26 protein-coding genes are annotated in these 24,317 nt (G+C 63.8%); 16 read left to right on the forward strand and 10 right to left on the reverse strand.

Annotated elements, in window-relative coordinates; all coding sequences use genetic code 11:
* Positions 1-3: 3 nt before the first annotated feature.
* Positions 4-1,707, reverse strand: coding sequence for a flagellar basal-body MS-ring/collar protein FliF (fliF, locus tag J1C48_RS01560; RefSeq protein WP_207255888.1), 1,704 nt, complete (start codon positions 1,705-1,707; stop codon positions 4-6).
* Positions 1,708-2,163: 456 nt separating this feature from the next.
* Positions 2,164-2,442, reverse strand: coding sequence for an Rdx family protein (locus J1C48_RS01565; RefSeq protein WP_207256117.1), 279 nt, complete (start codon positions 2,440-2,442; stop codon positions 2,164-2,166).
* 97 nt (positions 2,443-2,539) lie between these two features.
* Here J1C48_RS01565 and J1C48_RS01570 point away from each other — a divergent pair, with 97 nt between their 5' ends.
* From J1C48_RS01570 to J1C48_RS01610, 9 genes are all read left to right on the forward strand, one after another.
* A complete protein-coding gene (locus tag J1C48_RS01570; RefSeq protein WP_207255889.1) occupies positions 2,540-3,352 on the forward strand; it encodes a potassium channel family protein in 813 nt (270 codons plus the stop codon).
* A 162-nt stretch (positions 3,353-3,514) separates the two neighbouring features.
* Positions 3,515-4,759, forward strand: a complete 1,245-nt coding sequence (gene rlmN, locus J1C48_RS01575; RefSeq protein WP_207255890.1) for a dual-specificity RNA methyltransferase RlmN — start codon at positions 3,515-3,517, stop codon at positions 4,757-4,759.
* Positions 4,760-4,890: 131 nt separating this feature from the next.
* Entirely contained in the window at positions 4,891-5,382 is a 492-nt protein-coding gene (locus J1C48_RS01580) for a hypothetical protein (RefSeq protein WP_207255891.1), read from the forward strand.
* A gap of 75 nt (positions 5,383-5,457) precedes the next feature.
* Positions 5,458-6,015 carry a biotin transporter BioY gene (locus J1C48_RS01585; RefSeq protein WP_207255892.1) on the forward strand — a complete coding sequence of 186 codons (558 nt, stop codon included), beginning with the start codon at positions 5,458-5,460 and terminating at the stop codon, positions 6,013-6,015.
* 17 nt (positions 6,016-6,032) lie between these two features.
* Entirely contained in the window at positions 6,033-6,707 is a 675-nt protein-coding gene (locus J1C48_RS01590) for an energy-coupling factor ABC transporter ATP-binding protein (protein ID WP_207255893.1), read from the forward strand.
* Complete coding sequence (locus J1C48_RS01595) at positions 6,704-7,294, forward strand: energy-coupling factor transporter transmembrane component T family protein (RefSeq protein WP_207255894.1); 591 nt, start codon at positions 6,704-6,706, stop codon at positions 7,292-7,294. Before J1C48_RS01590 ends, J1C48_RS01595 begins: the two co-directional genes overlap by 4 nt.
* A gap of 98 nt (positions 7,295-7,392) precedes the next feature.
* Positions 7,393-8,379 (forward strand): ABC transporter substrate-binding protein, encoded by a 987-nt coding sequence (locus tag J1C48_RS01600; RefSeq protein WP_207255895.1) that lies wholly within the window; start codon positions 7,393-7,395, stop codon positions 8,377-8,379.
* Positions 8,369-9,166, forward strand: a complete 798-nt coding sequence (locus J1C48_RS01605; RefSeq protein WP_207255896.1) for an ABC transporter permease — start codon at positions 8,369-8,371, stop codon at positions 9,164-9,166. Before J1C48_RS01600 ends, J1C48_RS01605 begins: the two co-directional genes overlap by 11 nt.
* Positions 9,114-9,875 (forward strand): ABC transporter ATP-binding protein, encoded by a 762-nt coding sequence (locus tag J1C48_RS01610; RefSeq protein WP_210345292.1) that lies wholly within the window; start codon positions 9,114-9,116, stop codon positions 9,873-9,875. The genes J1C48_RS01605 and J1C48_RS01610 overlap by 53 nt, the downstream gene beginning before the upstream one ends.
* A gap of 83 nt (positions 9,876-9,958) precedes the next feature.
* On the opposite strand, the gene J1C48_RS01615 is transcribed toward J1C48_RS01610, so the two are convergent.
* On the reverse strand, positions 9,959-10,207 hold the full coding sequence (locus J1C48_RS01615) for a DUF1344 domain-containing protein (protein ID WP_207255897.1): 249 nt from the start codon (positions 10,205-10,207) through the stop codon (positions 9,959-9,961).
* Between the two features lie 369 nt (positions 10,208-10,576).
* Here J1C48_RS01615 and aroC point away from each other — a divergent pair, with 369 nt between their 5' ends.
* The 4 genes from aroC to dxs all read left to right on the forward strand — a co-directional run bounded on the left by aroC (position 10,577) and on the right by dxs (position 15,161).
* Entirely contained in the window at positions 10,577-11,677 is a 1,101-nt protein-coding gene (gene aroC / locus J1C48_RS01620; protein ID WP_207255898.1) for a chorismate synthase, read from the forward strand.
* 63 nt (positions 11,678-11,740) lie between these two features.
* Complete coding sequence (locus J1C48_RS01625; RefSeq protein ID WP_207255899.1) at positions 11,741-12,670, forward strand: histone deacetylase family protein; 930 nt, start codon at positions 11,741-11,743, stop codon at positions 12,668-12,670.
* Positions 12,671-12,736: 66 nt separating this feature from the next.
* Positions 12,737-13,009 carry an exodeoxyribonuclease VII small subunit gene (locus tag J1C48_RS01630; RefSeq protein ID WP_207255900.1) on the forward strand — a complete coding sequence of 91 codons (273 nt, stop codon included), beginning with the start codon at positions 12,737-12,739 and terminating at the stop codon, positions 13,007-13,009.
* A 136-nt stretch (positions 13,010-13,145) separates the two neighbouring features.
* The gene (gene dxs / locus J1C48_RS01635; protein ID WP_207255901.1) at positions 13,146-15,161 is read left to right on the forward strand and encodes a 1-deoxy-D-xylulose-5-phosphate synthase; all 2,016 of its coding nucleotides are present in this window, start codon (positions 13,146-13,148) and stop codon (positions 15,159-15,161) included.
* Between the two features lie 127 nt (positions 15,162-15,288).
* On the opposite strand, the gene J1C48_RS01640 is transcribed toward dxs, so the two are convergent.
* The 3 genes from J1C48_RS01640 to msrB all read right to left on the reverse strand — a co-directional run bounded on the left by J1C48_RS01640 (position 15,289) and on the right by msrB (position 17,301).
* Positions 15,289-15,714, reverse strand: coding sequence for a gamma-glutamylcyclotransferase family protein (locus tag J1C48_RS01640; RefSeq protein WP_207255902.1), 426 nt, complete (start codon positions 15,712-15,714; stop codon positions 15,289-15,291).
* A 110-nt stretch (positions 15,715-15,824) separates the two neighbouring features.
* Positions 15,825-16,529 (reverse strand): GGDEF domain-containing protein, encoded by a 705-nt coding sequence (locus J1C48_RS01645; RefSeq protein WP_207255903.1) that lies wholly within the window; start codon positions 16,527-16,529, stop codon positions 15,825-15,827.
* 370 nt (positions 16,530-16,899) lie between these two features.
* On the reverse strand, positions 16,900-17,301 hold the full coding sequence (msrB, locus tag J1C48_RS01650; protein ID WP_207255904.1) for a peptide-methionine (R)-S-oxide reductase MsrB: 402 nt from the start codon (positions 17,299-17,301) through the stop codon (positions 16,900-16,902).
* 346 nt (positions 17,302-17,647) lie between these two features.
* On the opposite strand from msrB, the gene J1C48_RS01655 reads away from it, so the two are divergent.
* Positions 17,648-18,211 carry a DUF992 domain-containing protein gene (locus J1C48_RS01655; RefSeq protein ID WP_207255905.1) on the forward strand — a complete coding sequence of 188 codons (564 nt, stop codon included), beginning with the start codon at positions 17,648-17,650 and terminating at the stop codon, positions 18,209-18,211.
* A 199-nt stretch (positions 18,212-18,410) separates the two neighbouring features.
* Positions 18,411-19,028, forward strand: a complete 618-nt coding sequence (locus J1C48_RS01660; RefSeq protein WP_207255906.1) for a ribonuclease D — start codon at positions 18,411-18,413, stop codon at positions 19,026-19,028.
* Positions 19,029-19,370: 342 nt separating this feature from the next.
* Here J1C48_RS01660 and J1C48_RS01665 read toward each other — a convergent pair whose 3' ends face one another.
* From J1C48_RS01665 to ubiA, 3 genes are all read right to left on the reverse strand, one after another.
* Positions 19,371-20,201 (reverse strand): metallophosphoesterase, encoded by an 831-nt coding sequence (locus tag J1C48_RS01665; RefSeq protein WP_207255907.1) that lies wholly within the window; start codon positions 20,199-20,201, stop codon positions 19,371-19,373.
* Positions 20,198-21,037 carry a 4'-phosphopantetheinyl transferase superfamily protein gene (locus J1C48_RS18830; protein ID WP_207255908.1) on the reverse strand — a complete coding sequence of 280 codons (840 nt, stop codon included), beginning with the start codon at positions 21,035-21,037 and terminating at the stop codon, positions 20,198-20,200. Before J1C48_RS18830 ends, J1C48_RS01665 begins: the two co-directional genes overlap by 4 nt.
* A 132-nt stretch (positions 21,038-21,169) precedes the next feature.
* Positions 21,170-22,177, reverse strand: coding sequence for a 4-hydroxybenzoate octaprenyltransferase (gene ubiA, locus J1C48_RS01675; RefSeq protein ID WP_207255909.1), 1,008 nt, complete (start codon positions 22,175-22,177; stop codon positions 21,170-21,172).
* Between the two features lie 169 nt (positions 22,178-22,346).
* Here ubiA and purD point away from each other — a divergent pair, with 169 nt between their 5' ends.
* The gene (purD, locus tag J1C48_RS01680) at positions 22,347-23,618 is read left to right on the forward strand and encodes a phosphoribosylamine--glycine ligase (RefSeq protein ID WP_207255910.1); all 1,272 of its coding nucleotides are present in this window, start codon (positions 22,347-22,349) and stop codon (positions 23,616-23,618) included.
* Between the two features lie 125 nt (positions 23,619-23,743).
* Here the strand turns inward: purD and J1C48_RS01685 are convergent, their stop codons facing one another.
* A complete protein-coding gene (locus J1C48_RS01685) occupies positions 23,744-24,253 on the reverse strand; it encodes a GNAT family N-acetyltransferase (RefSeq protein WP_207255911.1) in 510 nt (169 codons plus the stop codon).
* Positions 24,254-24,317: the final 64 nt, after the last annotated feature.

Here is a 24,317-nt window from a genome sequence, read left to right on the forward strand (position 1 = left end):
CTCTTACGCCGCCTCTTTGATGTTGATCCACTGCTTGAGGACATTCGCCGCTTTCAGCTCGTCCTGGTCGATGAGCTTCTCGAGGCGCTCCTGCGGGCTTTGATGGTCGTCTTCATCGAACTGGCCGAGATAGGCCGGCGCGCCACCACCGAACTGGGATATATCCGGCGTACCTTGTGCGAAGTCGAAACCACCCGGCAGTTCGAGATTGCCGCCCGCGTCGCCGTCCATGCCAAGGGCCTGAAGGCCCTCGCCATCGCTCTCGAGACCCCGCGTCGCCGATTCCGCCGGCGCCTGGATGATCGCCCGGATCGCCGGCTTCAGGCCGAACCAAATGACCAGCACCGCGACGACGAGGATGGTGAGCGCGTTGATCAGCGTGCCAGACTGGCGCATGAACATCTCGCCAAGACCCGGGCCCGGAACCGGTTCGAGAGCAGTCTTGGTGTCGATGAAGTCGACGGCCGTCACGTTCAGCTTGTCGCCGCGCGCTTCCGACAGGCCCGAAGCGGAGGTGACGAGTGCCTGGATCTTGGCGACCTGAGCATCGATCTGCTGTTCGGTCGCATCTTTGCCTAGCACTTCCTTCAGCCGTGCCCGGTTGACCACCACCGCGACCGAGAGCTTCTCGACATTATAGCCGCCGCTCGTGGTTTGAACGGTCTTCTCGTTGATCTCGTAATTGGTGAGTTCCTCACGACGGTCGTTATTATCTTTTGAGGTCTGACCACTGGAGCTGTTTGGCTTTTCGCCGGCCGGCTGGATGTCCTGCTGGACACCGACGGCATTCTGCTTGGTCGAATTCTCGCTCGTACCGCTTTCGCGGACCGTCCGCACCGACCGCTCGACCCGGCTGTCGGGATCAAAGATCTTCTCGTTGGTCTGCTTGCGATCGGTGTTGAGCGTCGCGGAGACCGAAGTCTGAAAGTTGCCGACGCCGAGATAGGGCGCGAGCGTGCGGCGGATCGAGTCCTCGACACTCTTGGAGACCACGCGCTCCATGCCAAACAGTTTCGATGGAGAATTGGACCCGGAATCGTCGTCGCCGGAGGCGAGCAGCGTGCCGTCAGCGTTGAGGATCGTCACCTCGTCTGGGGTCATGCTAGGGATCGCCGAGGCGACCAGATGGCGGATCGCCCGCGCCTCGCCGAAGCTGTCCTGCTCGTCGGTCCGAATGACCACGCTGGCCGACGGCTTGCGCGCGTCGCGGCGAAAGCTTCCCTCGTCCGGCAAGACGATGTGAACGCGCGCCGCCCGCACATGCGCGAGCGACTGGATCGTGCGGGCGATTTCACCCTCGAGTGCCCGAACCTTGGTAATCTGCTGCATGAAGGAGGTGAGGCCGATCGAGCCGAGATTGTCGAACAGCTCGTAACCAGCATTGTCGGAGCGTGGCAGCCCCTTTTCGGCCAGCAACATGCGAGCCGGCGCCGTCTGCGCAAAGGCCGTCATGATGGCATCGCCCTTGGCATTGACGTCGAAAGGGATACCCGCTTCGGTCAAGGCTGCGCCAATCCGCGTCACATCGGTGCGATCAAGGCCGGAATACAGAACCTCCATGTCAGGGCGCGACAGGAAGTAGCTGCCGAGCCCGACAAGTGCGACAACGAGAAACCCGATGAGCCCGAGCGCAGCGAGCTTGCGCGTGCCGAGCCCGGAAAGATTGGTCATGATCTGCTGGGCTTGCCCGCCGATGGCCAAAGCCATGGGTTACTCCTTGCATACGCACGATCGACTGATCTGAGTCGCAAGGACCATGCCGGTTCAAGCTTGCGCGAGACCCCGGTTAACAAATGGTAAACACGTCTATTCCTGAAATACTCTCGCCACCGTCGGCGCCTGCAATCAGTGTAATCGGAACTGCCGCAGTCCGAAACGCTCGCATCGGCCAGCCGTCTTCTTGATCGCCCGCAGCCGAAACGCCCAGCGAATGGCCGATACTCGTCAAGTCTGGAAGTAAGCGACGATGATGTCCTTGCGGCAATAAAAATGACGGCGCACTGACGGACTCTGTAATCATCAATGGCCTTCGTCTCTCAGGCCAACGTGCCCCCGGGGCCGGCGAATGCCAGGAGACACGGCGCATCAAGGTCAGATGAGCGCATGCCGCTCTTGGCCGGAGTCCTGCCGCCGGCCGCATCGCCGTCAATCAGCGGCTGCGCCTTATTTGCGGTCGCTATGGCCGAGGTCGCGGCCCGGATCGAGACGATCGCGGACCCGCTGTTTGAGGATCTTCGCCTCGGGAAACCCGCCATCGGCCTTACGCTCCCAGATCAGCGCCTCACCATAGCGGATCTCGAAGGTTCCGCCGGTCCCCGGGATCAGCGCAACCTCACCCAGATCCGTGCCGAAGGTCGAGAGCAGCTCCTGCGCCATCCAGGCGGCGCGCAGCAGCCACTGGCATTGGGTGCAATAGGTAATCGCAATTCGCGGCCGATCCATCTCGCCCATCGCGGCTCTCCTCAATGTCGTTACGGCCGGGACGGCCCCCGATCGAATACGCCCTATCTGGGGCGGATCGAAGCCTTAAAGGATGCCGATGTCCAGATCATCCGAGCCCGCCGATGGCGCACCGCGTGACGAAGCCCCGCTGGCGCGCCTCCGCATCGCTCTGCGGCAGCTCTATTACGGCAACACGCGCACGGCACGGCGCTTTCAAACCGCGGCGCTCAGCGTCGATCTGGCGATCATCGCGCTGTTCATCGCCCAGCCGGTGCTGAAGAACACGCCGGTCTTTCTGTCCGTCGATTACAGCGTCGCCGCCGTCCTGGCGCTCGACATCGGCGCGCGTCTCCTCGCTGCACGGCGGCCGCTCGAATGGCTCAAGCGACCGGTCGTGCTGCTCGACCTGTTCATTCTGATCACCCTGCTCTTGCCCTACACACTGATCAATTTCGGCTTCTTGCGGATCATCCGGCTGTGGTCGCTGTCAAAGACCGGTCGGCTGTGGCAGCCGCTGCGCCGGCAGGGTCTTGCCGAATGGGAATTGCCGGCCCGGGCGGTGCTCAACCTCGTCACCTTCCTGTTCCTGGCGACGGGCTTCATCTATACGACCTTCTTTCGGCAAAATGCCGGCCTCGAAGGCTATCTCGACGCGCTCTACTTCACCGTCGCCTCGGTGACGACCACGGGTTACGGCGACATCACCCTCAGCGGCCCCTGGGGCAAACTGACCTCGATCGTGGTGATGATCATCGGCATCAGCCTGTTCGTGCAACTCGCCCAGGCGATCTTCCGGCCGCGCAAAGTGCATCACACCTGCCCGCAATGCGGGCTGCAGCGCCATGATCCGGATGCCGTTCATTGCAAAGCCTGCGGCCACATTCTCAACATTCCAAACGACGAGAGCTGAGCCCTCACGCAAACCATCAACGCCCTCCGACCCTTGAAGTCTTCGCCGCAAACGGGCATGTGTGCTTGCCATCCAAGATACCTTGGCGCATCGTGACGGTGACGCCCGGTTGCGCTGTCCTTCATCCGGGCGGGCGACGAGAAGTTTTCGCGAAGGACCATCATGGCCATTTCGATCGATCTGAAAGCGCCTGAAACGCGCACCGCCTTCGGCGAGCAGGCGCTTGCAGCCTCACCCGCGTCCGCACGCGCGGCTTCGGACGAAAGGCCCTCGCTGATCGGCCTGTCGCGCGACGAACTCGGCGAGGCGCTTGGCGCGATCGGCGTGCCGCATCGCCAGGTGAAGATGCGCGTCGCCCAGCTCTGGCACTGGCTCTATGTGCGCGGCGTCTCCAACTTTTCCCTGATGGCCAATGTCTCGAAGGAGCTGCGCGAAAAGCTCGACGCCGCCTATACCATCGCCCGGCCGGAGATCGTGACCGAACAGGTCTCGGTCGACGGCACCCGCAAATGGGTGCTGCGTTTTCCGGCCAAGGGTGCCGGCCGGCCGGTGGAAATCGAGACCGTCTACATTCCGGAAGAAGGCCGCGGCACGCTCTGCGTCTCGTCGCAGGTCGGCTGCACTCTCACCTGCACCTTCTGCCACACCGGCACCCAGCGGCTGGTGCGCAATCTGACGCCCGACGAGATCGTCGGCCAGCTGCTGCTCGCCCGCGACCGGCTCGGCGACTTTCCGGACGCTGCGACACCCGCCGGGGCGATCGTTCCCTCGGAGGGGCGTTTGGTCTCGAACGTCGTCATGATGGGCATGGGCGAGCCGCTCTACAACTTCGACAACGTCAAGACGGCGCTGGCCGTCGTGTCCGATGGCGAAGGCCTCGCTTTGTCAAAACGGCGGATCACGCTGTCGACCTCCGGCGTCGTGCCGATGATCGAAAAGACCGGTGCCGAGATGGGCGTCATGCTGGCGATCTCGCTGCATGCGGTGCGCGACGAATTGCGCGACGAACTGGTGCCGATCAACAAGAAATATCCGCTCAAAGACCTGCTCGAGGCCTGCCGCGCCTATCCGGGGCTGTCCAACGCCAAACGGATCACCTTCGAATATGTGATGCTGAAGGGCGTTAACGATTCCCCGGAGGATGCCCGCGAGCTGGTGCGCCTGCTCAAGGGGATCCCGGCGAAAATCAATCTGATTCCGTTCAATCCCTGGCCGGGCAGTCGCTACGAATGCTCCGCCTGGGATGAGATCGAGCGCTTCGCCGATTACGTGAACCAGGCGGGCTACGCCTCGCCGATCCGCACCCCCCGTGGCCGCGACATCTTTGCCGCCTGCGGCCAGCTGAAATCGGAATCGGAGCGTCTGCGCAAGAAGGACCGCGAGGCCTTGGAAGCGGCAGCGGGCTGACCGGTTGCGCGGCCGCCAAGACGATGGCGGCGCACAGGTCAACTGGCCGCGCCGAGGGCGGAAGGGGGACCGTCGGCCTGTGCGCGGATTCGAGCCGCACCCTTGCCCCGCATTGGAGGAAGCACCCGTCGATGGCCACGGTGTTGAGATTTTTGTTCGTCGTTCCGCTTGCCTATGTTGCGGCATGCCTCGCGGCTGCCTTCGCAATGTTGTGGCCGTTCGTTCACCTCGGCAGCGGCGCCGCCTTCGATCCACTCTTCATCGGCGAAACGACATTCTATCTTGGCGCCCAGGCGGTGCAGATCGGGGCTGTCGCCTTTCTCCCTTGGGTCATCTTCATGGTGGCGAGCGAAATCCTGGTCCTGCCATCCCTGTTGCTCCACCTGCTTGCGGGCTTTCTCGGCGGCATTGCCATCCTGTTCAGCGCTTACGGCCCAAATGTCCCGCATATGAGTGTGCAGACGGCGATCCTCGTCGCATCGCTGACATTCGCGTTGGTCTATTGGATCCTCGCCGGCAACGGCGCTGGTCGCTGGCGCCGCGCTGCGGCCCGATCGCGGTCGCGGCGGCATTCTTCTTTGTCCGACGAACCGGCACCGGCCGCCAATGTCGATGTGCCTTGACAATTTCCATTGATTTTTCACCGGGCCTACGGTCACTCCTACGTGACCTCTTTGCGTTTCGAAAGGAACCTAACCGTGTCGACCCGCGATATTGTCTTGATCGCCCTGTTCACCGCTTTGACTGCGGTGCTCGGCGCCTTCCCGCCCTTGATGATTCCAGCGCTCGGCGTGCCCGTGACAGCCCAGTCGCTCGGCCCGATGCTGGCCGGCGGCATTCTCGGGGCCAAACGCGGCGCCCTGTCGATGCTGCTGTTTAACGTTCTCATCGCCGTCGGCCTGCCGATTCTGGCCGGTGGCCGCGGCGGCCTCGCGGTCTATGCGGGCCCGAGCGCCGGCTTCATCCTCGGCTGGATCGCCGCGGCCGGCGTCACCGGCCTGATCGTCGAGAGGCTGTGGAGCGGCTTGAACTTTGTCACCGCCTTCATCGCATCGGTGATCGGCGGCATCGTCGTCCTCTACGGCATCGGCGTGCCCTGGATCACCGCGGTGACCGGCACCCCGCTGGGCAAGACCTTTGCCGGCTCCGCCGTCTTCATTCCGGGAGATCTGGCCAAGGCCGGCGTCGCCGCCGCGGCGATCGTGTTGATCAAGCGCGCTTATCCGATGATTCGCCACGCTCATAGCCGCTCCTGACGAACGCGGACACCGCCATGATCCAGTTGCAGGACGTCCGCCTCGATCGAGGCGAACGAACGGTGCTCTCCGGTCTCGATCTGACGCTCGGCGAGCGCCGGATCGGCATTGTCGGCGCCAATGGATCCGGCAAGAGCAGCTTTGCACGGCTGCTCAATGGCCTCCTCCTGCCAAGCCGCGGAACGGTGACGGTGGAAGGGCTCGACACCAAGAGTGACGCCAAGGCGGTTCGCCGGCGCGTCGGCTTCCTCTTCCAAAACCCCGACAACCAGGTGGTCTATCCGACCGTCGGCGAGGATCTCGCCTTTGGCCTCAAAAGTCGCGGTCTGCGCAAGGCGGCGATCGCGGAGAAGGTCAACGCGACCCTGAAACGCTTCGGGCTGGATGGCTTTGCCGATCGGCTGGTGCATGAATTGTCCGGCGGCGAGCGGCAGATGGTGGCGCTCGCCGGTGTGATGATCCTGGAGCCGCTCTGGCTGGTGCTCGACGAGCCGACGACGCTGCTCGATCGCCGCAACACCCGGCGGATCATGGAGACGGTCGCCGGCCTTGATGAGCATGTCGTCCTGGTCACGCATGATCTTGCGCTCCTCAGTGATTTCGACCGCGTCCTGGTCTTTGAAGGCGGGCGGATCGTCGCCGATGCGGCACCCAGCGCCGCGCTCACCCATTACCGTGAGCTCGTCGGATGATCGCCGGGCTCTATCGAGCCGGCGACAGCCCGCTGCACCGCACCCGGCCGGGGCTGAAGCTGCTCAGCCTCGCGATCGCCGGGACCGCCCTCCTGGCACTGTCGTCCTTGTGGCTCGCCGGCGCGGCGATGGTTTTGATATTCGGGCTCTATTGCCTCGCCGGCTTCGGCCTGCGCACCATGATCGAGCAAGTGCGCCCGGCCGCCTTCATCCTGGCGATCCTGGCCTTCGCCCAACTCTGGCTCGCCGGCCCGAGCGAGGCCCTGCTTTTCGTGACGCGCTTTGCCGTCCTGATCCTTGCCGCAGGTCTGGTCACACTGACGACCCGCACCAGCGATCTCGTCACCGCCCTCGAAGTTGCGCTGTCGCCCTTGTCGCGCTTCGGCCTCAACGTTTCTGGCATCAGTCTCGCCATTTCGCTCGCCATCCGCTTCATCCCCGCCATCGGCCAGATCCTGAGCGAGCTGCGGGAAGCCCAGATCGCACGAGGCCGCAAGCCGACGGTGCTGACCCTCGTGGTGCCGATGATCATCCGGCTGTTGAAGATGGCTGACAGCATCGCCGAGGCGATCGACGCGCGTTCGTGAACATGGCGGCGTCGTTTTTGGGAGCACGCCCCATCGAAAATGCGATCGCATGTCTTTATGCTTCCGCTCGGGCATCGTCGATTTTTGGGAGGATCGTCATGCGGTTTCTGCGAGCCGTCTGGGCCGCACTTGCGCTTTTGGCCACCATTCACGTCGCCCACGCGGGAGAAGCGGCGACGCTGCGCATCGGCGTGCTGAAGTTCGGCACGGTGAATTGGGAACTCGACGCGATGCAACGCGCCGGCCTCGACAAGCAGGCCGGTCTCGATCTTTCCGTCGTGCCCTTTGCCGGGGAAACAGCGTCGGCCGTGGCCCTTCAGGGCGGCGGCGTCGACATGATCGTCTCCGACTGGCTCTGGGTGTCGCGGCAACGGGCGGAGGGCGCCGATTACACCTTCGTGCCCTATTCGACCTCGGTCGGATCGCTGATGGTGCCGGAGACGAGCGCCGTCAACACCCTCGGCGACTTGAAGGGCAAGACCATCGGCGTTGCCGGCGGCCCGCTCGACAAGAACTGGCTGCTGATCCAGGCCCTCGCCAAGAAGGATTTCGGCATCGATCTCGCCGCAGCCAACACCATCGTCTACGGCGCCCCGCCTTTGCTGACCGAAAAGGCCCGCGAGGGCGAACTCGATGCGGTGCTGAACTTCTGGCATTACGCCGCCCGGCTCGAAGCGCAAGGATTCCGCACCCTCATCTCCGGCAGCGATGCGGCGATGAAGATGGGCGCATCCGGCCCGGTGGCCTCGATCGGCTGGGTGTTTCGCGACCGCTTCGCCAAGGATCACCCGGATGTGATCGCCGACTTCTTGAAGGCTGACGCGGCGACGAAGCAGCTCCTCGCCACCTCCGATGCGGCCTGGGAGACGCTCAAGCCGCTGATGAAGGCCAAGAATGAAAAGACCTTCGAGATCCTGCGCGAGCGCTATCGCGACGGCATCCCGCAGCGCTCGCCCGCCGACGAGCAGAAGGACACCGCCAAGCTCTACACGATCCTCGCCAATATCGGCGGTGCCAAGCTCGTCGGCCCGGCGCCGGCGCTCGTCAAGGGCACCTATTACGACGGCAAAGCGAATGGCTCTTGAGGCACCGTCGCTTTCGGCGCCGTCGGTGATCTCGCGGCTGGCGCCGGGTCTCGTCACGCTCGCTTCGCTGGCGGGGCTGCTCGCCCTGTGGTGGATTACGGCGACATTTGCCGACAGCCGCGTCCTGCCGACGCCGCCGCAAGTTGCGGCGGCTTTCTGGCGCGATGCCGTCTCCGGCGAGATGGAATTTCATCTCGCCATGACGCTGATGCGCGTCGCCGCAGCCTTCGTCATCGCCATGGTGATCGGCTCGGCGATCGGCATCGCACTCGGGATGAACCGTGAGGCCAATCGCTTCTTCGATCCGTGGCTGATTCTTTTCTTGAACCTGCCGGCGCTGGTGGTGATCGTCCTTGCCTATATCTGGTTCGGCCTCAATGAAGCGGCCGCGATCGGCGCCATCGCGGTCAACAAGATCCCCAACGTCGTGGTCACCATGCGCGAGGGCGCGCGCGCCCTCGATCGCGACCTTGACGAAATGGCCCGGGTCTACCGCTTTTCGACCGTCAAAACCCTGCGCCACGTGGTGTTGCCGCAGCTGCAGCCCTATTTCGCCGCGGCGTCGCGCTCCGGCATCAGCCTGATCTGGAAAATCGCCCTCGTCGTCGAACTGCTCGGCCGCTCGAACGGTGTCGGCTTTCAGATCAACCTTTACTTCCAGCTCTTCGACGTCGCCTCGATCCTGGCCTACACCCTGGCGTTCGTCGCCGTCATGCTGATCATCGAGTTCGCCCTTGTCCAACCTTTCGAAGCCTATTCCACCCGCTGGCGGCCAAAACGCGCTTGAGGTTGAGATCCGCGACAAAGTCTTCCGCGGCGCCGATGGCGTCGATGTGCGGGCGATCGCGGATATCGCCTTTGCCGTCGAGCCGGCCAGCTTTGCCACGCTGATCGGCCCGTCGGGCTGCGGCAAGACGACGACGCTGCGGATCATTCTTGGGCTCGACAGCGAGTTTTCCGGGCAACTGCGACTGCCGGAAAACGAACCGCGTCGAATTGCGGCCGTTTTTCAGGAGCCGCGATTGCTTCCCTGGCGAACAGTCGAAGACAACGTTCGCCTGGCGCTTGCCGATGACGCGACCGATCGCGACCTCAGCGACCTTTTCGCCGCGCTCGGTCTATCAGAAATGCGCGGCCGCTTTCCGGGCGAATTGTCCCTCGGCCTGGCGAGACGCGCGGCGCTCGCCCGCGCCTTCGCCATCCGCCCCTCGCTGCTGGTCCTCGACGAACCCTTCGTCTCGCTTGACGAGCAGACCGCCGGCCGCTTGCGCAATCTGTTGACCGAGGTGTGGTCGGCCCGTCCGACAACGGCGCTGATGGTCACCCACAATCTGCGCGAGGCCGTGCAGCTGTCCGACAAGATCATCTTTCTCACCGAGCGGCCGGCGCGCATTCGCGGCATTCACGAAATCAGCACGCCGCGCGCCGAGCGCGACACCCGCTGGCGCGAGACCACGCTCTCCACCGTCGCCAAGCGCTATTCCGGCGTCCTGTAGCGCGCCATCGCCCGCATCGAAACGACAACGGGCACCCGTTGCCGAACAGCCGCCGAGCCGCATGCAAAATTTGCAGCTTTGGCTCAGATCGTTTGCAGAACCGGCCTCTCCTCATCGGCGTCATAGATCACCACCACGGTCATGCCTTTGGTGATGGCCTGATAGTCGAAGTCCGACGGCAGATGATAGATCTCGCCGTCGCTCAACCGAATTTGCGCGTGTTCCTGATCGATGGCTTCGATCACCCCGTCGGTCTCCTTGGCCATGGCAGGGATCGACATGGCGACCGTCAGGAAGGAACTTGCGAAAAGCGCCAGAATCCGTTTCGTCACGACTTTACTCCTCGCTTCCTTGCGTCCCTGCCCGGCTTCAGCCATCCCTTGCAGCACCATGACGGGGCGACTGCCGGGCTCGGGATCCGATCATCGTCGGTCGAAAACGAAAGTCGCGTCCGATTGTGTCCAAAGTCGTACCGATGAAGGGCAAATTGTATCGAAAGATTCAAAGACTTGGTAACCAGATCGTTAAGCCCGGCGCCACAGCCATCGGCTCCGTCGAGCAGGCCGCCCAGCCGCTTGATCTCGCAACGAAATTGCGCTGCGGCCGTCTGGGCGACGACAATGTTTGCGGAACGCCATGCTTTGCGCATACACAAGCACCGTTATTGCGCAGATCCGGCCCATCGACGATAGAAGCAGCAAATGTCGCACAACAGCTTCGGCCATCTTTTCCGCGTCACCACCTGGGGCGAGAGCCACGGGCCGGCCATCGGCTGCACCGTCGACGGCACGCCCCCCGGTGTGCAATTCTCCGAAGCCTGGATCCAGACCTTTCTCGACAAGCGCCGACCCGGCCAGTCCCGCTACACCACCCAGCGTCAGGAGCCCGACCGGGTGCGCGTGCTCTCCGGGGTCATGCCGGGCGAGACGGACGGCGAGCTGGTTTCCACCGGTACGCCGATCGCCCTTGAGATCGAGAACACCGACCAGCGCTCGAAGGACTATTCCGAGATCGCCCGCCGCTATCGGCCGGGCCATGCGGACGTCACCTACGACGTCAAATACGGCATTCGCGACTATCGCGGCGGCGGCCGCTCATCGGCCCGAGAGACCGCGATGCGAGTCGCTGCGGGCGCGATCGCCCGACTGGTCGTGCCGGGGGTCAAGCTGCGCGGCGCGCTCGTCGCCATCGGCGATCAGTGGATCGACCGAACCCGCTGGGACTGGGACGAGATCGACCGCAATCCGTTCTTCTGCCCGGATGCCGAGACGGCCGGTCGCTGGGCCGATCAGCTCGACCGGGTGCGCAAGGCCGGCTCCTCGATCGGCGCCGTCGTCGAGATTGTCGCCGAAAACGTCCCCGCCGGCCTTGGCGCGCCGATCTACGGTAAGCTCGACGCCGATATTGCCGCCAATCTCATGTCGATCAACGCCGTCAAGGGCGTTGAGATCGGCGAAGGCTTTGCGGCCGCCGCGCTCTCCGGCGAGGCCAATGCCGACGAGATGCGCCCCGGCCCCGATGGGCGGCCGTACTATCTCTCCAACCACGCCGGCGGAATTTTGGGCGGCATTTCGACCGGCCAGCCGATCGTCGCGCGCTTCGCGGTCAAGCCGACCTCGTCGATTCTGACGCCGCGCCAATCGGTGGATGCCGATGGGAATGCCGTGGACGTCATGACCAAAGGGCGTCACGATCCCTGCGTCGGCATTCGCGCCGTGCCGGTCGGCGAAGCGATGGTCGCCTGTGCGATCGCCGATCATTATCTGCGTGATCGTGGCCAGGTCGGAGCCCAGCGCCACTGATGCACGCCTGTCGCGCGGACGCGGCGGATTGAACTTCAGGCGGGGAGGCGTTAGCTCGGATCGATGAACACGCGGCTTTATTTCCACGATATCTTCGCCGAGCACCTGACCGGTCCCGGCCATCCCGAACGGCCGGACCGGATGAAGGCCGTTGCGGCAGCGCTCGAACAGGAAGCCTTTCACCTTCTCGACCGGGCCGAGGCGCCGGAAGGCGATCTCGAATCGATCTATCGCTGCCACCCGGAAGACCATGTGCGCAAAGTTGCGACGGCAATCCCCAAAGACGGCGAACTGACCCGGATCGACGCGGACACCATCGTCAGCGCCAAGAGCTTTGCTGCCGCCCTGCATGCCGTCGGCGCGGCAACGGCGGCGGTCGACGACGTGATCGGCGGCGCGTCGCAGACCGTCTTCGTTGCCGCCCGTCCCCCTGGCCACCACGCCGAGACGGCGACGGCGATGGGCTTTTGCCTGTTCAATAACGCCGCGATCGCCGCCCGCCACGCGCAGGCCATCCATGGATTGGAGCGCATCGCCATCGTTGATTGGGACGTCCATCACGGCAATGGCACCCAGGACATCTTCTGGTCCGACAAAAGCGTCCTATACGCCTCCACCCATCAGATGCCGCTCTATCCCGGCACAGGAGCCAAGAGCGAGACCGGCGCCGGTAACATCGTCAACGCGCCGCTCGCGGCCGGCGACGGCGGCGACGCATTCCGCGCGGCGATGCGCGACCGGGTGCTACCGGCGCTCGATGCGTTCGCGCCCGATCTCGTCATCATCTCCGCAGGGTTCGACGCCCATCACCGCGATCCGCTGGCCGGCCTGAACCTCACAGAGCAAGACTTCGACTGGGCGACGGGCCAATTGCTGGAGATCGCCGCCCGCCATTGCAAGGGGCGGCTTGTGAGCCTCCTCGAAGGCGGGTACGACCTGCAGGGACTGGCGCTCTCGACCGCCGCCCACGTCAAGCGGTTGATGACCGGCTGACATGGCGGGCGCGGGAGCGCGGCCCGAGCGACGCGACACTGCACAGACTGAGGAAGGGCCCGAACCATGGCCGAAACAGGCGAGACCGCCCTGCCCGCCGACGATTCCGACATCAAACGCATGAGCTTCGAGGATGCGATCGCCGCGCTGGAGCGCATCGTCAGCGATCTCGAACGGGGCGACGTGCCGCTCGACATTTCGATCCGCATCTATGAGCGTGGCGAAAAGCTCAAGAACCACTGCGAACGCCTGCTCTCGGCGGCCGAGGACAAGGTCGAGAAGATCAAGCTGAACCGGGCCGGCAAGCCGACCGGCATCGAGGCGCTCGATCCCGGTTAAGCGACCGCCTTGCGCAAGCGACGCCGCTTGCGCGCTCAATCGTCACGGATTTGCTAAAAGCCTCGTCTTTTCCGAGACAAAAGCCACCGAGGCCTTGCAGATCGCGTCTTGAAGGGCGCACTCTCCAACCGATCTAATGAAGACTCCCGCTCGAGCCCTTCCCGGTGCCGACGAGCGGCTCCGAGCCACGCCCCTTTCGGCCGGCCGGACATGCGTTTTATTGAAAGGTTTTGATGTGTCTGAGACATCGACCACGCCCCTCCTCGATCGCATTGCCGAGCCGGCGGATCTTCGCGCATTGGACGCGGCCGATCTTCGTCAACTGGCGGACGAGCTGCGCCGCGACCTGATCGAGCAGATCTCGCGCACCGGCGGCCATCTCGGCGCCGGGCTCGGCGTCGTCGAACTGACCGTGGCCCTGCATTCCGTCTTCGACACGCCGCGCGATCGGCTGATCTGGGACGTCAGCCATCAGGCCTATCCGCACAAGATCCTCACCGGCCGGCGCGAACGGATGAAGACGATCCGCCAGGAGGGCGGTCTGTCGGGCTTCGCCAAGCGCGCCGAGAGCGAATACGATCCATTCGGCGCCGGCCATTCCTCGACCTCGATCTCCGCGGGCCTCGGCATGGCGGTGGCGCGCGATCTGTCGAAGGGAACCAACAACGTCATCGCGGTGATCGGCGACGGGGCGATGAGCGCCGGCATGGCCTATGAGGCGATGAACAATGCCGGCGCCCTCAACGCCCGGCTGATCGTCATCCTCAACGACAACGACATGTCGATCGCGCCGCCGACCGGGGCGATGAGCGCCTATCTCGCCCGCCTCGTTTCCGGCAAGACCTATCGCTCGCTGCGCGACCGAGCGAAGAGTTTGACCAAACATCTGCCGGCGCCAATCCGCGAGGGCGCCCGGCGCACCGAGGAATACACCCGCGCCTTTTTCACCGGCGGCACGCTGTTCGAGGAACTCGGCTTCTATTACGTCGGTCCGATCGACGGCCATGACCTCGACCATCTTCTCCCGGTTCTGAAAAATGTTCGCGACGCCGGTGCGGGCCCGATCCTCGTCCACGTCGTCACCAAGAAGGGCAAGGGCTACGAGCCGGCCGAGAATTCAGCCGACAAGTATCACGGCGTCTCCAAATTCGACGTCATCACCGGGGCGCAAGCCAAATCCAAGGCCAATGCGCCGAGCTATACCGGGGTCTTCGCCGACAGCCTGATCCGCGAGGCCGAAGAGGACGACAAGATCGTCGCCGTCAACGCCGCGATGCCGTCCGGCACCGGTCTCGACAAGTTCGGCGCGCGCTTTCCGGATCGCAGTTTCGATGTCGGCATTGCCGAGCAGCATGCGGTCACCTTCTGCGCCGGGCTCGCGGCCGAAGGCTATCGGCCTTTCGCCGCGATCTACTCGACCTTCCTGCAGCGCGGTTATGACCAGGTGGTCCACGACGTCGCGATCCAGCATCTGCCGGTGCGCTTTGCCATCGACCGGGCCGGTTTCGTCGGCGCCGACGGGCCGACCCATGCCGGCTCCTTCGATGTCGGCTTTCTCGCCCAGTTGCCGGGCATGGTGGTGATGGCGGCGAGCGACGAGGCCGAGTTGAAGCATATGGTGCGCACCGCCGCCGCTTATGACGAGAGTCCCATCGCCTTTCGCTATCCGCGCGGCAACGGCGTCGGCGTCGATATGCCCGAGCGCGGCGAGATTCTCGCCATCGGCAAGGGCCGGATGGTCAAAGAGGGCACCAAGGTCGCGATCCTCTCTTTCGGCACGCGGCTTGCCGACGCCTTGATCGCCGCACGCGAACTCGATGGCTTCGGCCTCTCGACCTCGGTCGCCGATGCCCGCTTCGCCAAACCGCTCGACACCGAACTCGTCGCCCGGCTTGCCCGTGAGCACGAGGTGCTGGTCACGATTGAGGAAGGCGCCGTCGGCGGCTTCGGCTCGCAGGTTCTGCAGTTCCTGGCGATGAACGGGCTGCTCGATGCCGGACTGAAAATCCGGCCGATGGCGATGCCCGACCGCTTCATCGATCATGCCTCGCCCGATGCGATGATCCGCGAAGCCGGCCTCGACGCCAAGGCGATCGTCGACACCGTGTTCCGCGCCCTCGGCAAGGAGGCCAAGCGCCAGCTGCAGGCGTGATCGCAGATCGCTGGCGAGATAATACCAAGCGCCGATAAAACATGTCGGCAGGCCTTATCCCGCAGCCTGCAACTTCCGCTCGCCCGCGTCCTCGTCATGGGTCGCCCGGGCCCAGACGATCGCGGTTTTATCCAGACGGCCGCACTTTTTGTCGCCGATAGGCCCGCCAGTCGCCGCCCGGCACCAGCGGATCCTCGCGGGAGAGCTGCGAAAGATAGATCCAGGCCTCAATGCCCTCCGGCTCGGCCAACGTGATCCGGCGGCGCAGATACATCGACCGCGGTTCGTCGGCCGGGTCGTAATTCTCCCAGGCGTCAAAGACGGCAAAGGCTTCGGGCCGCAAAATCTCGTGCAGTTCGGCGATCACTGTTTCCGAAAACGCTTGTCCATCGCCCGCCTCCCGCAGGAAAAAGCCGGGATAAGCCCCGTGCGAACGCAATTCGCCGTGCAGCCGGCAAGGCCCGATGCGGCGCACCAAACCCTCGGTCGACGGCGTGTCGGCGTTGCCCGCATCGTCCATGAGCGTTCCGTAGAAAGCGAAATACTCGGTCATCGTCAGCTCTTCGCTCGGACGTTGGATCGAGAGCGACATAAACCGCAGGCGCTGATCTTTCCAGCCGGAAACAACCGTTTCGGCGCGTCGTCCCAGGGCCGATTTTAATCTCAGCCGGAGATCGACCGGTCGCGGCCTTCCCGCTTGGCGCGGTAGAGATTTTCGTCGGCACGATTGAAGAGATCGTCGAGCTCCTCGTCCTCCAAACGCAGCGTCGCCACGCCGATGCTGAGCGTCACGGCTCCGACATCGAGCAGCGAGCGGGTGCTGATCCGCGTCATGTCGCGAATGCGCTTCGCCGCGTCCTCCGCCGACGGACGGTCGGCGCGCGGGAGAAACACGCAGAATTCGTCCCCGCCGACTCGAACCGCATAGTCGGTGCCGCGAATGCTGCCGCGGATCGCGTCGGCGACGAGGATCAGAACCTGGTCGCCCAGTGTGTGGCCATGCGCGTCATTGAGCTGCTTGAACTTGTCGACGTCGATAACGAGGAGGGACAGAAGGCGTTTCTCGGCCTTTGAGTCGGAGATGAGACGCGGCGCTCGATCGGCAACCCAGCGGCGATTATAAAGGCCGGTCAGCGGGTCGGTCGTCGATAGATCCTCCAGCTTGCCGATCCGGCGGTCGAGCTCCAAAAGCGTCGACTGGACGCGGGCCATCAAGCGCCCGGCGAGATCGTGATATTGGGTCGGCAGATCTGGAATCGACCGATCGTCCGCATAAGCCTCGAGCGCAGCGGCCGCCTGGGTCATCGGCGACAGCATCGCAGCCACCGCCACGAGCGTGATGACGGAACCGAAAAGCGTCGCAAGCAAGATGATACTGACATGCCAAATCTCGGCGGCGATTTCTCCTTCGCTTAACAGAAAAAGCGAAAAGGCGATCAGCGGGACGTGAATTCCAAGAAAACAAATCGCTAGAATTCTTCCGACATAGGAACTCGGCCAGCGCATTCGTTGCATGAGCGCGTAAAATCTCATCCAGACCCCGCTTCAATTGCCCTGATGAAAGGCCACAGTTGAAAAATGCAAGGATCTTGAGATCCACGGCTCAAGACCTTCCATCGCAGTGAGATGTCGAATTAACACGCAAAAGGAGCGTTCCGCAATTGAATCAATTGAGGATTGACATTATGGGTGCGATGAAAACTCCCGACGGCTGGCGCCCAGTGCCGTCTTCGAAACCTCACTCGGGTGCGAATTCCAAGGCCACGCCATTGATGCAATAACGCAGGCCCGTCGGCGGCGGGCCGTCCGGAAAGACATGGCCGAGATGGCTGCCGCACTGGCTGCAATGCACCTCGGTGCGCACCATGCCGTAGCTGCGATCTTCGCTGACCTCGACCGCCCCTTCGAGCGGGGTGTCGAAACTTGGCCATCCGGTCCCGCTCTCGAATTTGCGGGTGGCGACAAAGAGCGGCTGGCCACAGCCGATGCAGGAAAACGTACCGGCACGCTTTTCATTAAGCAGCGCGCAGCTGCCCGGACGCTCAGTGCCATGCCCACGCATCACCTCGTATTGCTCGGGTGTCAGCATTTCGCGCCATTCGGCATCGGTGCGCGCCACCGGAAAACGACTGTGATCCATCTTGATCTCCTCATGGAATAGGGATTTCGGTCTGGATATAGGGCTCGGCGAGGGCGGCGCAGCGAAAAGATGCCGCAGTCGCTAAGATCGTTGCCCGCTGCGGAAGCGCACGCCATCCCCATCACCGCTCACACGATTTTTTGCCGCGGGCCCTTTGAAACGCCCGCTTCAGCCGAAAATGCCACAAGACACTCAAATCAAACGATTTTTTACTTATCCCCATGAGAGGATTCGGTCCTGAACGGAGAAAATCTTGCGTATCGTAATCTGAAAATCAGGAACATGAGCGACGTTCACGTGTTTGCCTCACCCGAAGCGGACAATCGCTGAATTGAGGTATAAGTCCATGAAGACCAAGCACACGGCGCTCGCCCTTGCGGCAGCAACCGCTCTCTCCTTGACCCTTTTTGCCGGTCCCGCGTCGGCCTCGGTCAAGGTCGGCACACTCGGATGCCACAGCGACGGATCGACGGGCTTCATCATCGGCTCCTCGGACAAGCTCGTTTGTGAGTTCACGCCGGCCAGCGGCGGCAATCCGGAGGTCTATTCGGGCACGCTGAACACCTTCGGCCTCGATGTCGGCGTCACCGGCCGCACCGTGATGACCTGGGCTGTCGTCATGGCCGATGGCCGAGCCTACGAGGCTAGCGGCTTGGCCGGCACCTTCATTGGGGCCAGCGCCGATGCGTCGGCCATCGTCGGCGGCGGGGCCAAGCTGCTCGTCGGCGGTTCCAATGACAGTTATACGTTGCAGCCGCTCAGCATTCAGGCCCAGGAAGGCATCAACGCCGCGATCGGCGTCTCCAAGCTGACGCTGGAGTCCGCCGTCGCCGTGCCGGCCCAGAAGCTGCCGGTGGCGGTTCCGTCGGAACCGGTCACGCCGGATGGCAGCGTCGTACGTCCGGACTGACCGGCCGACGGATATTGCGAAACGGACGCGGCGCCCACCTGGCGTCGCTTTCGCGTCGGTCAGCCGGCAACGATTCGCCCGGGCGCCGCCCGCTTTCAACATTCGCCACGAAAAGCGACGGCCTGCGCTGGGCCGCTTTGGGCTTTGGCTGGAAATCCGCTATCGATTTTGATCAAGACCGAATCGATAAAGGCAGATCATGACCATCCGCGTGCACAAGGGCGACCTGCCCGATCTTTCCCGCTACACCGGCCCCGTCGCCATCGACACCGAAACCCTCGGCCTGAATACGCGGCGCGATCGTCTGTGCGTGGTTCAGCTGTCGCCAGGCGACGGCACCGCCGATGTCGTGCAGATCGCCAAGGGGCAGAACACGGCGCCCAATATCGAAGCGCTCTTGAAGGACGCGTCAAAGACCAAAATCTTCCATTACGCCCGCTTCGACGTCGCATCCCTCTACCACGCCTTCGGCACGATGACCGAGACGATCTTCTGCACCAAGATTGCCTCACGGCTCACCCGCACCTACACCGATCGCCACGGCCTGAAGGATCTTGCCCGCGAACTGATCGGCGTCGACATCTCCAAACAGCAGCAATCGTCCGACTGGGCGGCCGAAACCCTGTCGCCGGCGCAGATCGAATACGCCGCGTCGGACGTGCTTTATCTGCACGACATCATGGGCGTTTTGTACAAGCGGCTTGACCGGGAAGACCGGATGACGATTGCCAAGTCCTGCTTCAACTTCCTGCCGACACGAGTGAAACTCGACCTTGCGGGTTGGGAAGAAGAAGACATCTTTTCGCACTCGATCTGACGGTTCAGGTCGGCCGAATCGATGCCGTCGTCCGGCTCCTCCTCTGTCTGCACACGGTGTGGATCGAACCCGCGAGTCGCAGGCTTGCAGAAAAATGATCCGATGAAGACGAATATTCGCGTTGCGTCATCGCGTGTCGCAAACGCGCTTTCGCGGCGTTGTCGAAACGGCCACATGCGGCAAAGATCGCAACCCGTCGTCCAGAAAGGATCCCAGCCATGATCCGCACGATTTTCAAAACCGAAACGGTCCAGACCATCGCCCTCACCGGCCTGATTTCCGCCGCGCTAGTCCTGACGGTCGGCTTCTTGCATCTCGTCGCCTGACCGGCAGCGACATGCCTCAGACCACGATTTGGCGGAGCGCTGCGTCCGGCGCCCGCCTCCCCCGCCACTGCTTTGGATAGCCAAAGGACACCTCTTCGAACCGCACCCCGTCGACCGTTCGGCTCGACGGCATATGGAGATGGCCGGAGACAACGACACTGGCCTTGAAGCGTCGATGCCAGTCCTGCGTCGCTTGCGTGCCACACCACAGCGAGAAGCGCGGAATGCGGGGCGGCTTGGCCAGTTCCTCGCGCAGCGGCCAGTGGTTGACGAGAATGCGCGGCGCGTCCTCCTCGCCAAGCGCCAGAAGCCGCGCCTTTGTCTCTTCACAGCGCTGCCGGCACCAATCCGATCGGCTCTCATGGGGATGCGGCGACAAGAACTGCTCGTCGGCGCAGCGCACACCGGTTTCACGCGCCCAGGCCAAAGCGTCCTCAATCGCGATGTCCGGCGGACGAAAGCTATAATCATAAAGCAGAAACATCGGCACCAGGCGCGCCGCCCGTCCGTCGACGGCGATCAACGGATAGGGATCTTCCGGCGTCAGCACGCCATACTCCCGGCAGAGCGCGACAAAAGCCCGATAGCGCTCTTCGCCGCGCAGCGGCGGCGTATCGGCCGGATCGTCCCGCCCGGCGACGGCCCACAGTTCGTGATTGCCGGGCACCCAGACCAGTTGCCTGAACTTCGGGGCCAGGCTCTCAAAGGCGATTTGCAGATGCCGCTGCGTTTCGCCAACGTCGCCGGCCAAGATCAGCCAGTCGTCGGGGCGCGGCGCGATCTCGGCCAGCGCCTCGCGATTGGCGGGAAAGCCGAGATGCAGATCGGCGACAGCGAACAGTCTCACGCCGACGGCGTCCCCGCGCCGGGCGCTGCGAGGCGCACGGCAGGCTCGGCGAACGCTTCGGGCTTGGCAACAAGCGGCCGCGCCTGCCAAAAGCAGACGCTCACAACGCCCGCCCCAGCCACCGCCATCGCCAGCGCCAGGCGGTGGCTCGCGCCGATCCGGCGCGCGAAAAACCGCCAGCGGCTCGGATCGTCCGGGCATGTCGGCTCGAAGCGGATCGTCGGCTCGCTCGCCGACACATCGTAGGCAAAGCCGTCGAGCGGCAAGGCGAGGCCCATGCCGCGCGCCTTGATATAGGCCTCCTTCAGCGTCCAGAAGGTGAAGAAGCGGTCGGTCAGTTCATCATCTTCGGCGGCATGGACGAACGCCGTCTCGCTCGGTGCGAAATAGCGCGTGCACAGATCGGCCAAGCGCCCCTGACGGTCGATCCATTCGACATCGACGCCGAGGTCGCAGTTGCGGCCGATCGCCAGGGCGACGAGCCCCCGCGTGTGCGAGAGATTGAAGACAAGGCCAGGCGCCGCGTGCGCCTGATCCGGCGCGATTGCGGGCCGGCCGTAGCGATTGGCCTCGAACCGCCAGTCCGCCGGCGAACAATCGGCATGGCGCGACAGCGTGGTGCGAACCAGAGCCCGCCCGGTCAGATATTCCCGCCGTGCGCCCTCGACCTTGAACCGGTCGTAGCGCGCGCGCTCAGTTGAACTCAGGAGGCCCAGCCAGGCCAACGCGGTCTCACCGGTCGCAAGCGCAGGATCGGCGAGATAGACGTCGACCCGGTCGCGATCGCTCGCGCAGCCGTTGGTCGGGCAGCTATCATTGGCAACGGATTGGGTCACGGCGCTTTGAAATTCGACGGTCGACAAAGACGGCGGGCGGCGCTCCGCCGCTTGCGCATCGCAGTCGGACATATGGGGCGACCGAGCGGTGAGCGGGAGTCCCGCCGGTTCTGAAGGCGGCGGGATCGCCGCTCAGCCGACGGCGACAGGCATCGAGAGCGACCAGAGCCCCGAAAAGATCAACCCGAAAAAGATGATCCAGCCGAACACCGTGTTCGACTTGAACAGCGCCAGACATTGGTCCGGATCGTCGATGTCGAGGCTGGAGATTTGCCAGATCATCTGTACCGCGCCGATCACCAAAGCGATATAGGCCGGCCACGAGGGCCCGCCGGCCGGGGTCATCCCCGCCGCCGCAAAGGCCGCGAAGAACAGAATGATCGTGCCGAGATAAAGAACGGACAAGGCCTCGCGCGTGCGGCTGCCGAACAGCCGGGCGGTGGAGCGCACCCCGACCAGCGCATCGTCTTCCTTGTCCTGATGGGCGTAGATCGTATCGTAGCCGATGGTCCAGAGGATCGCACCGGCATATAAAAGCAGCGGCGCCAAGGTGAGCGAGCCGCGATCGGCGGCCCAGCCCATCAGCGCGCCCCAGGAAAAGGCGAGCCCCAGACCGAGCTGCGGCCAATCGGTGACGCGCTTGAGAAAGGGATAGATCGCCACCGTCGCCAGCGACGCGATGCCGAGCAGCACAGCGAACAAATTGAACTGGATCAGCACGATGAAGCCGACCAGCGCCTGGGCCACCAGGAAGAGCTTCGCCTGGAGGCGGGTGACGCGGCCAGACGGCAACGGCCGTGAGCGGGTGCGGGCGACCTTGTCGTCGATCTTCTGATCAACCAAATCATTATAGGTGCAGCCAGCGCCGCGCATGGCGATCGAGCCGACCAGAAACAGGAAGAGGTGCCAGAGGCTCGGCAGTCCCGTGTGGATCGCACTCGGCGCCACCGCCTGCGGCGCCAGCGCCGCCGACCACCAGCACGGCCACAACAAGAGTTGCCAGCCGATCGGCCGGTCCCACCGCGCGAGCTGCGCATAGGGCCAGATCGCCCTGGGCAACAACCGATAGACCCAATTGTAGAGGGCTGCATCGGAAACCCGATCGGTCGGTTCGGCCAGACTGGTTTTCAGATTCGTCATGGCCACACAGTGAGTGCATCAATGCTCCAGTCAAGTGAAAAACTGTATCAATCGTGTCTTTCCGCCGATTTCCTTCGATTTGCCTGGCTTGACCTTCCCATATGAAGCCCCGTATCGCCTCCCCGACGAACGAAATCTCGACGACAACTCACCACGCGGACGATTGCGCATGAAGGTCCTTTTGATCGGTTCCGGCGGCCGCGAACACGCGCTGGCCTGGAAGCTCGCCCAGTCAAGCTTGCTGAGCGAGCTCTTCGCGGCACCGGGCAATCCGGGGATCGCGGAATGCGCGACGCTCGTCCCCCTCGACACCGATGACCATGCGGCGGTGGTGGCGTTTTGCCGCGAGCAGGCGATCGATCTGGTCGTGGTCGGCCCCGAAGCGCCGCTGGTCGACGGCATCGCCGACAGCTTGAACGAAGCCGGAATCCTAGTCTTCGGCCCTTCAAAAGCCGCCGCCCGGCTTGAGGGCTCGAAGGGTTTTACCAAGGATCTCTGCGCGCGGCATGACATCCCGACGGCTCGCTACAAGCGGTTTTCCGACCTCGCCGCGGCCAAAACTTATGTCGACGAAACCGGCTTTCCGATGGTGATCAAGGCCGATGGCCTGGCCGCCGGCAAGGGCGTGACCATCGCCACCACGAAGGCCGAGGCCGAAGCGGCGATCGAGGCTTGCTTCGATGGCGCTTTCGGCGGGCCGGGCGCCGAACTGGTGATCGAGGAATTTCTGGAGGGCGACGAGGCAAGCCTCTTCTGCCTGTGCGACGGCGAGCGGGCGATCGTCTTCGGCACCGCCCAGGACCACAAGCGCGCCTTCGACCGCGATCGCGGACCCAACACGGGCGGCATGGGCGCCTATTCGCCGGCCCTCGTGATGAGCGACAGTCTGGTCGATCGGACAATGCGCGAGATCATCGCGCCGACGCTGAAAGGCATGGCGGACATCGGCGCGCCGTTCCGCGGCGTCCTCTATGCCGGCCTGATGCTGACGGAGACAGGCCCGAAGCTGATCGAATACAATGTCCGCTTCGGCGACCCGGAAACTCAGGTGCTGATGATGCGCCTTCAGAGCGACCTTCTGGCCGTCTTCCTGGCCGCCGCCAAAGGCGACCTTTCCGGCGCCGAGGTCACATGGTCGCGGCAGCGGGCGCTGACCGTGGTGATGGCCTCCGAAGGTTATCCGGGGCCTTACAAAAAAGGCACCGAAATCACCGCCCTCCCCGATCCGGCGGACACCGGCCGGGTCTTCCACGCCGGGACACGGCGCGACGGCGACAAGCTCGTCGCGGTCGGCGGCCGTGTGCTGAATGTCACGGCCACCGGCAGTACCGTCAAGGATGCGGCGGCGCGGGCCTATGCGATGGTCGATCAGGTCGGCTGGGACCATGGCTTCTTCCGCTCCGATATCGGCCACCGGGCGATCATGGTCGAAGGCGCGTAACGCGGCTGGCGGCACGCGGGCCGAGAGCGCCTGACCTCTTGCAAGACGCGCAAGGGACACGCGAACTTATTGATTTTGAGCATTGTGCTTGGCCGGAAAGCAATTCCGATTTTCGGGCCGATGCTCTACCCGTGCCAGGCGAAGGCGAGCTTGCGAAGCGTCGTTGCGCCGAAACGCTCCTCGCCTTCGGCCATGGGCACACCGCCCAACCACTCGTAAAAGCCAGTTGCCATCGCGTTTTCGTCCAGCGCCCAAACCGCGTGGCTTTCCATTTCACGTTCGCGCAAAAGCTTTTGCGACGCGGCAAAAAGCCGACGGCCGAACCCGACGCCCTGATGTGATGGTTTGAGATAAAGTTCGTAAATCTCGCCCTTGACCGCCAAAGCCTGCGTGCGGTTTGGCCCCATGGTCGCGTAGCCAACAGTCTCGCCACAAAAATCGGCGACGAGAATGCCCGCCCCGTTCCGGATGGCGCGGGTCCACCAATCGTGGCGCCGGCGATCGATGATCGCGTTCAGGCAGCCATGGGGGATGATACCGGCGTAAGCGCCGCGCCACGCCGCCTCATGGACGCACGCCAGTGCGGTGGCGTCCTTTGGATCAGCGAATCGAATGGCAGTCGTGATCGTCGGCATCGCCGATCAACGTACAAGACCACAATTCGATCCATGGTTTCCAAAAAGTTTAAAAAGAGAAATT

It is taken from the genome of Jiella flava, from assembly GCF_017349315.1.
In the GTDB taxonomy this organism is placed as follows: Bacteria; Pseudomonadota; Alphaproteobacteria; order Rhizobiales; family Rhizobiaceae; genus Jiella; species Jiella flava.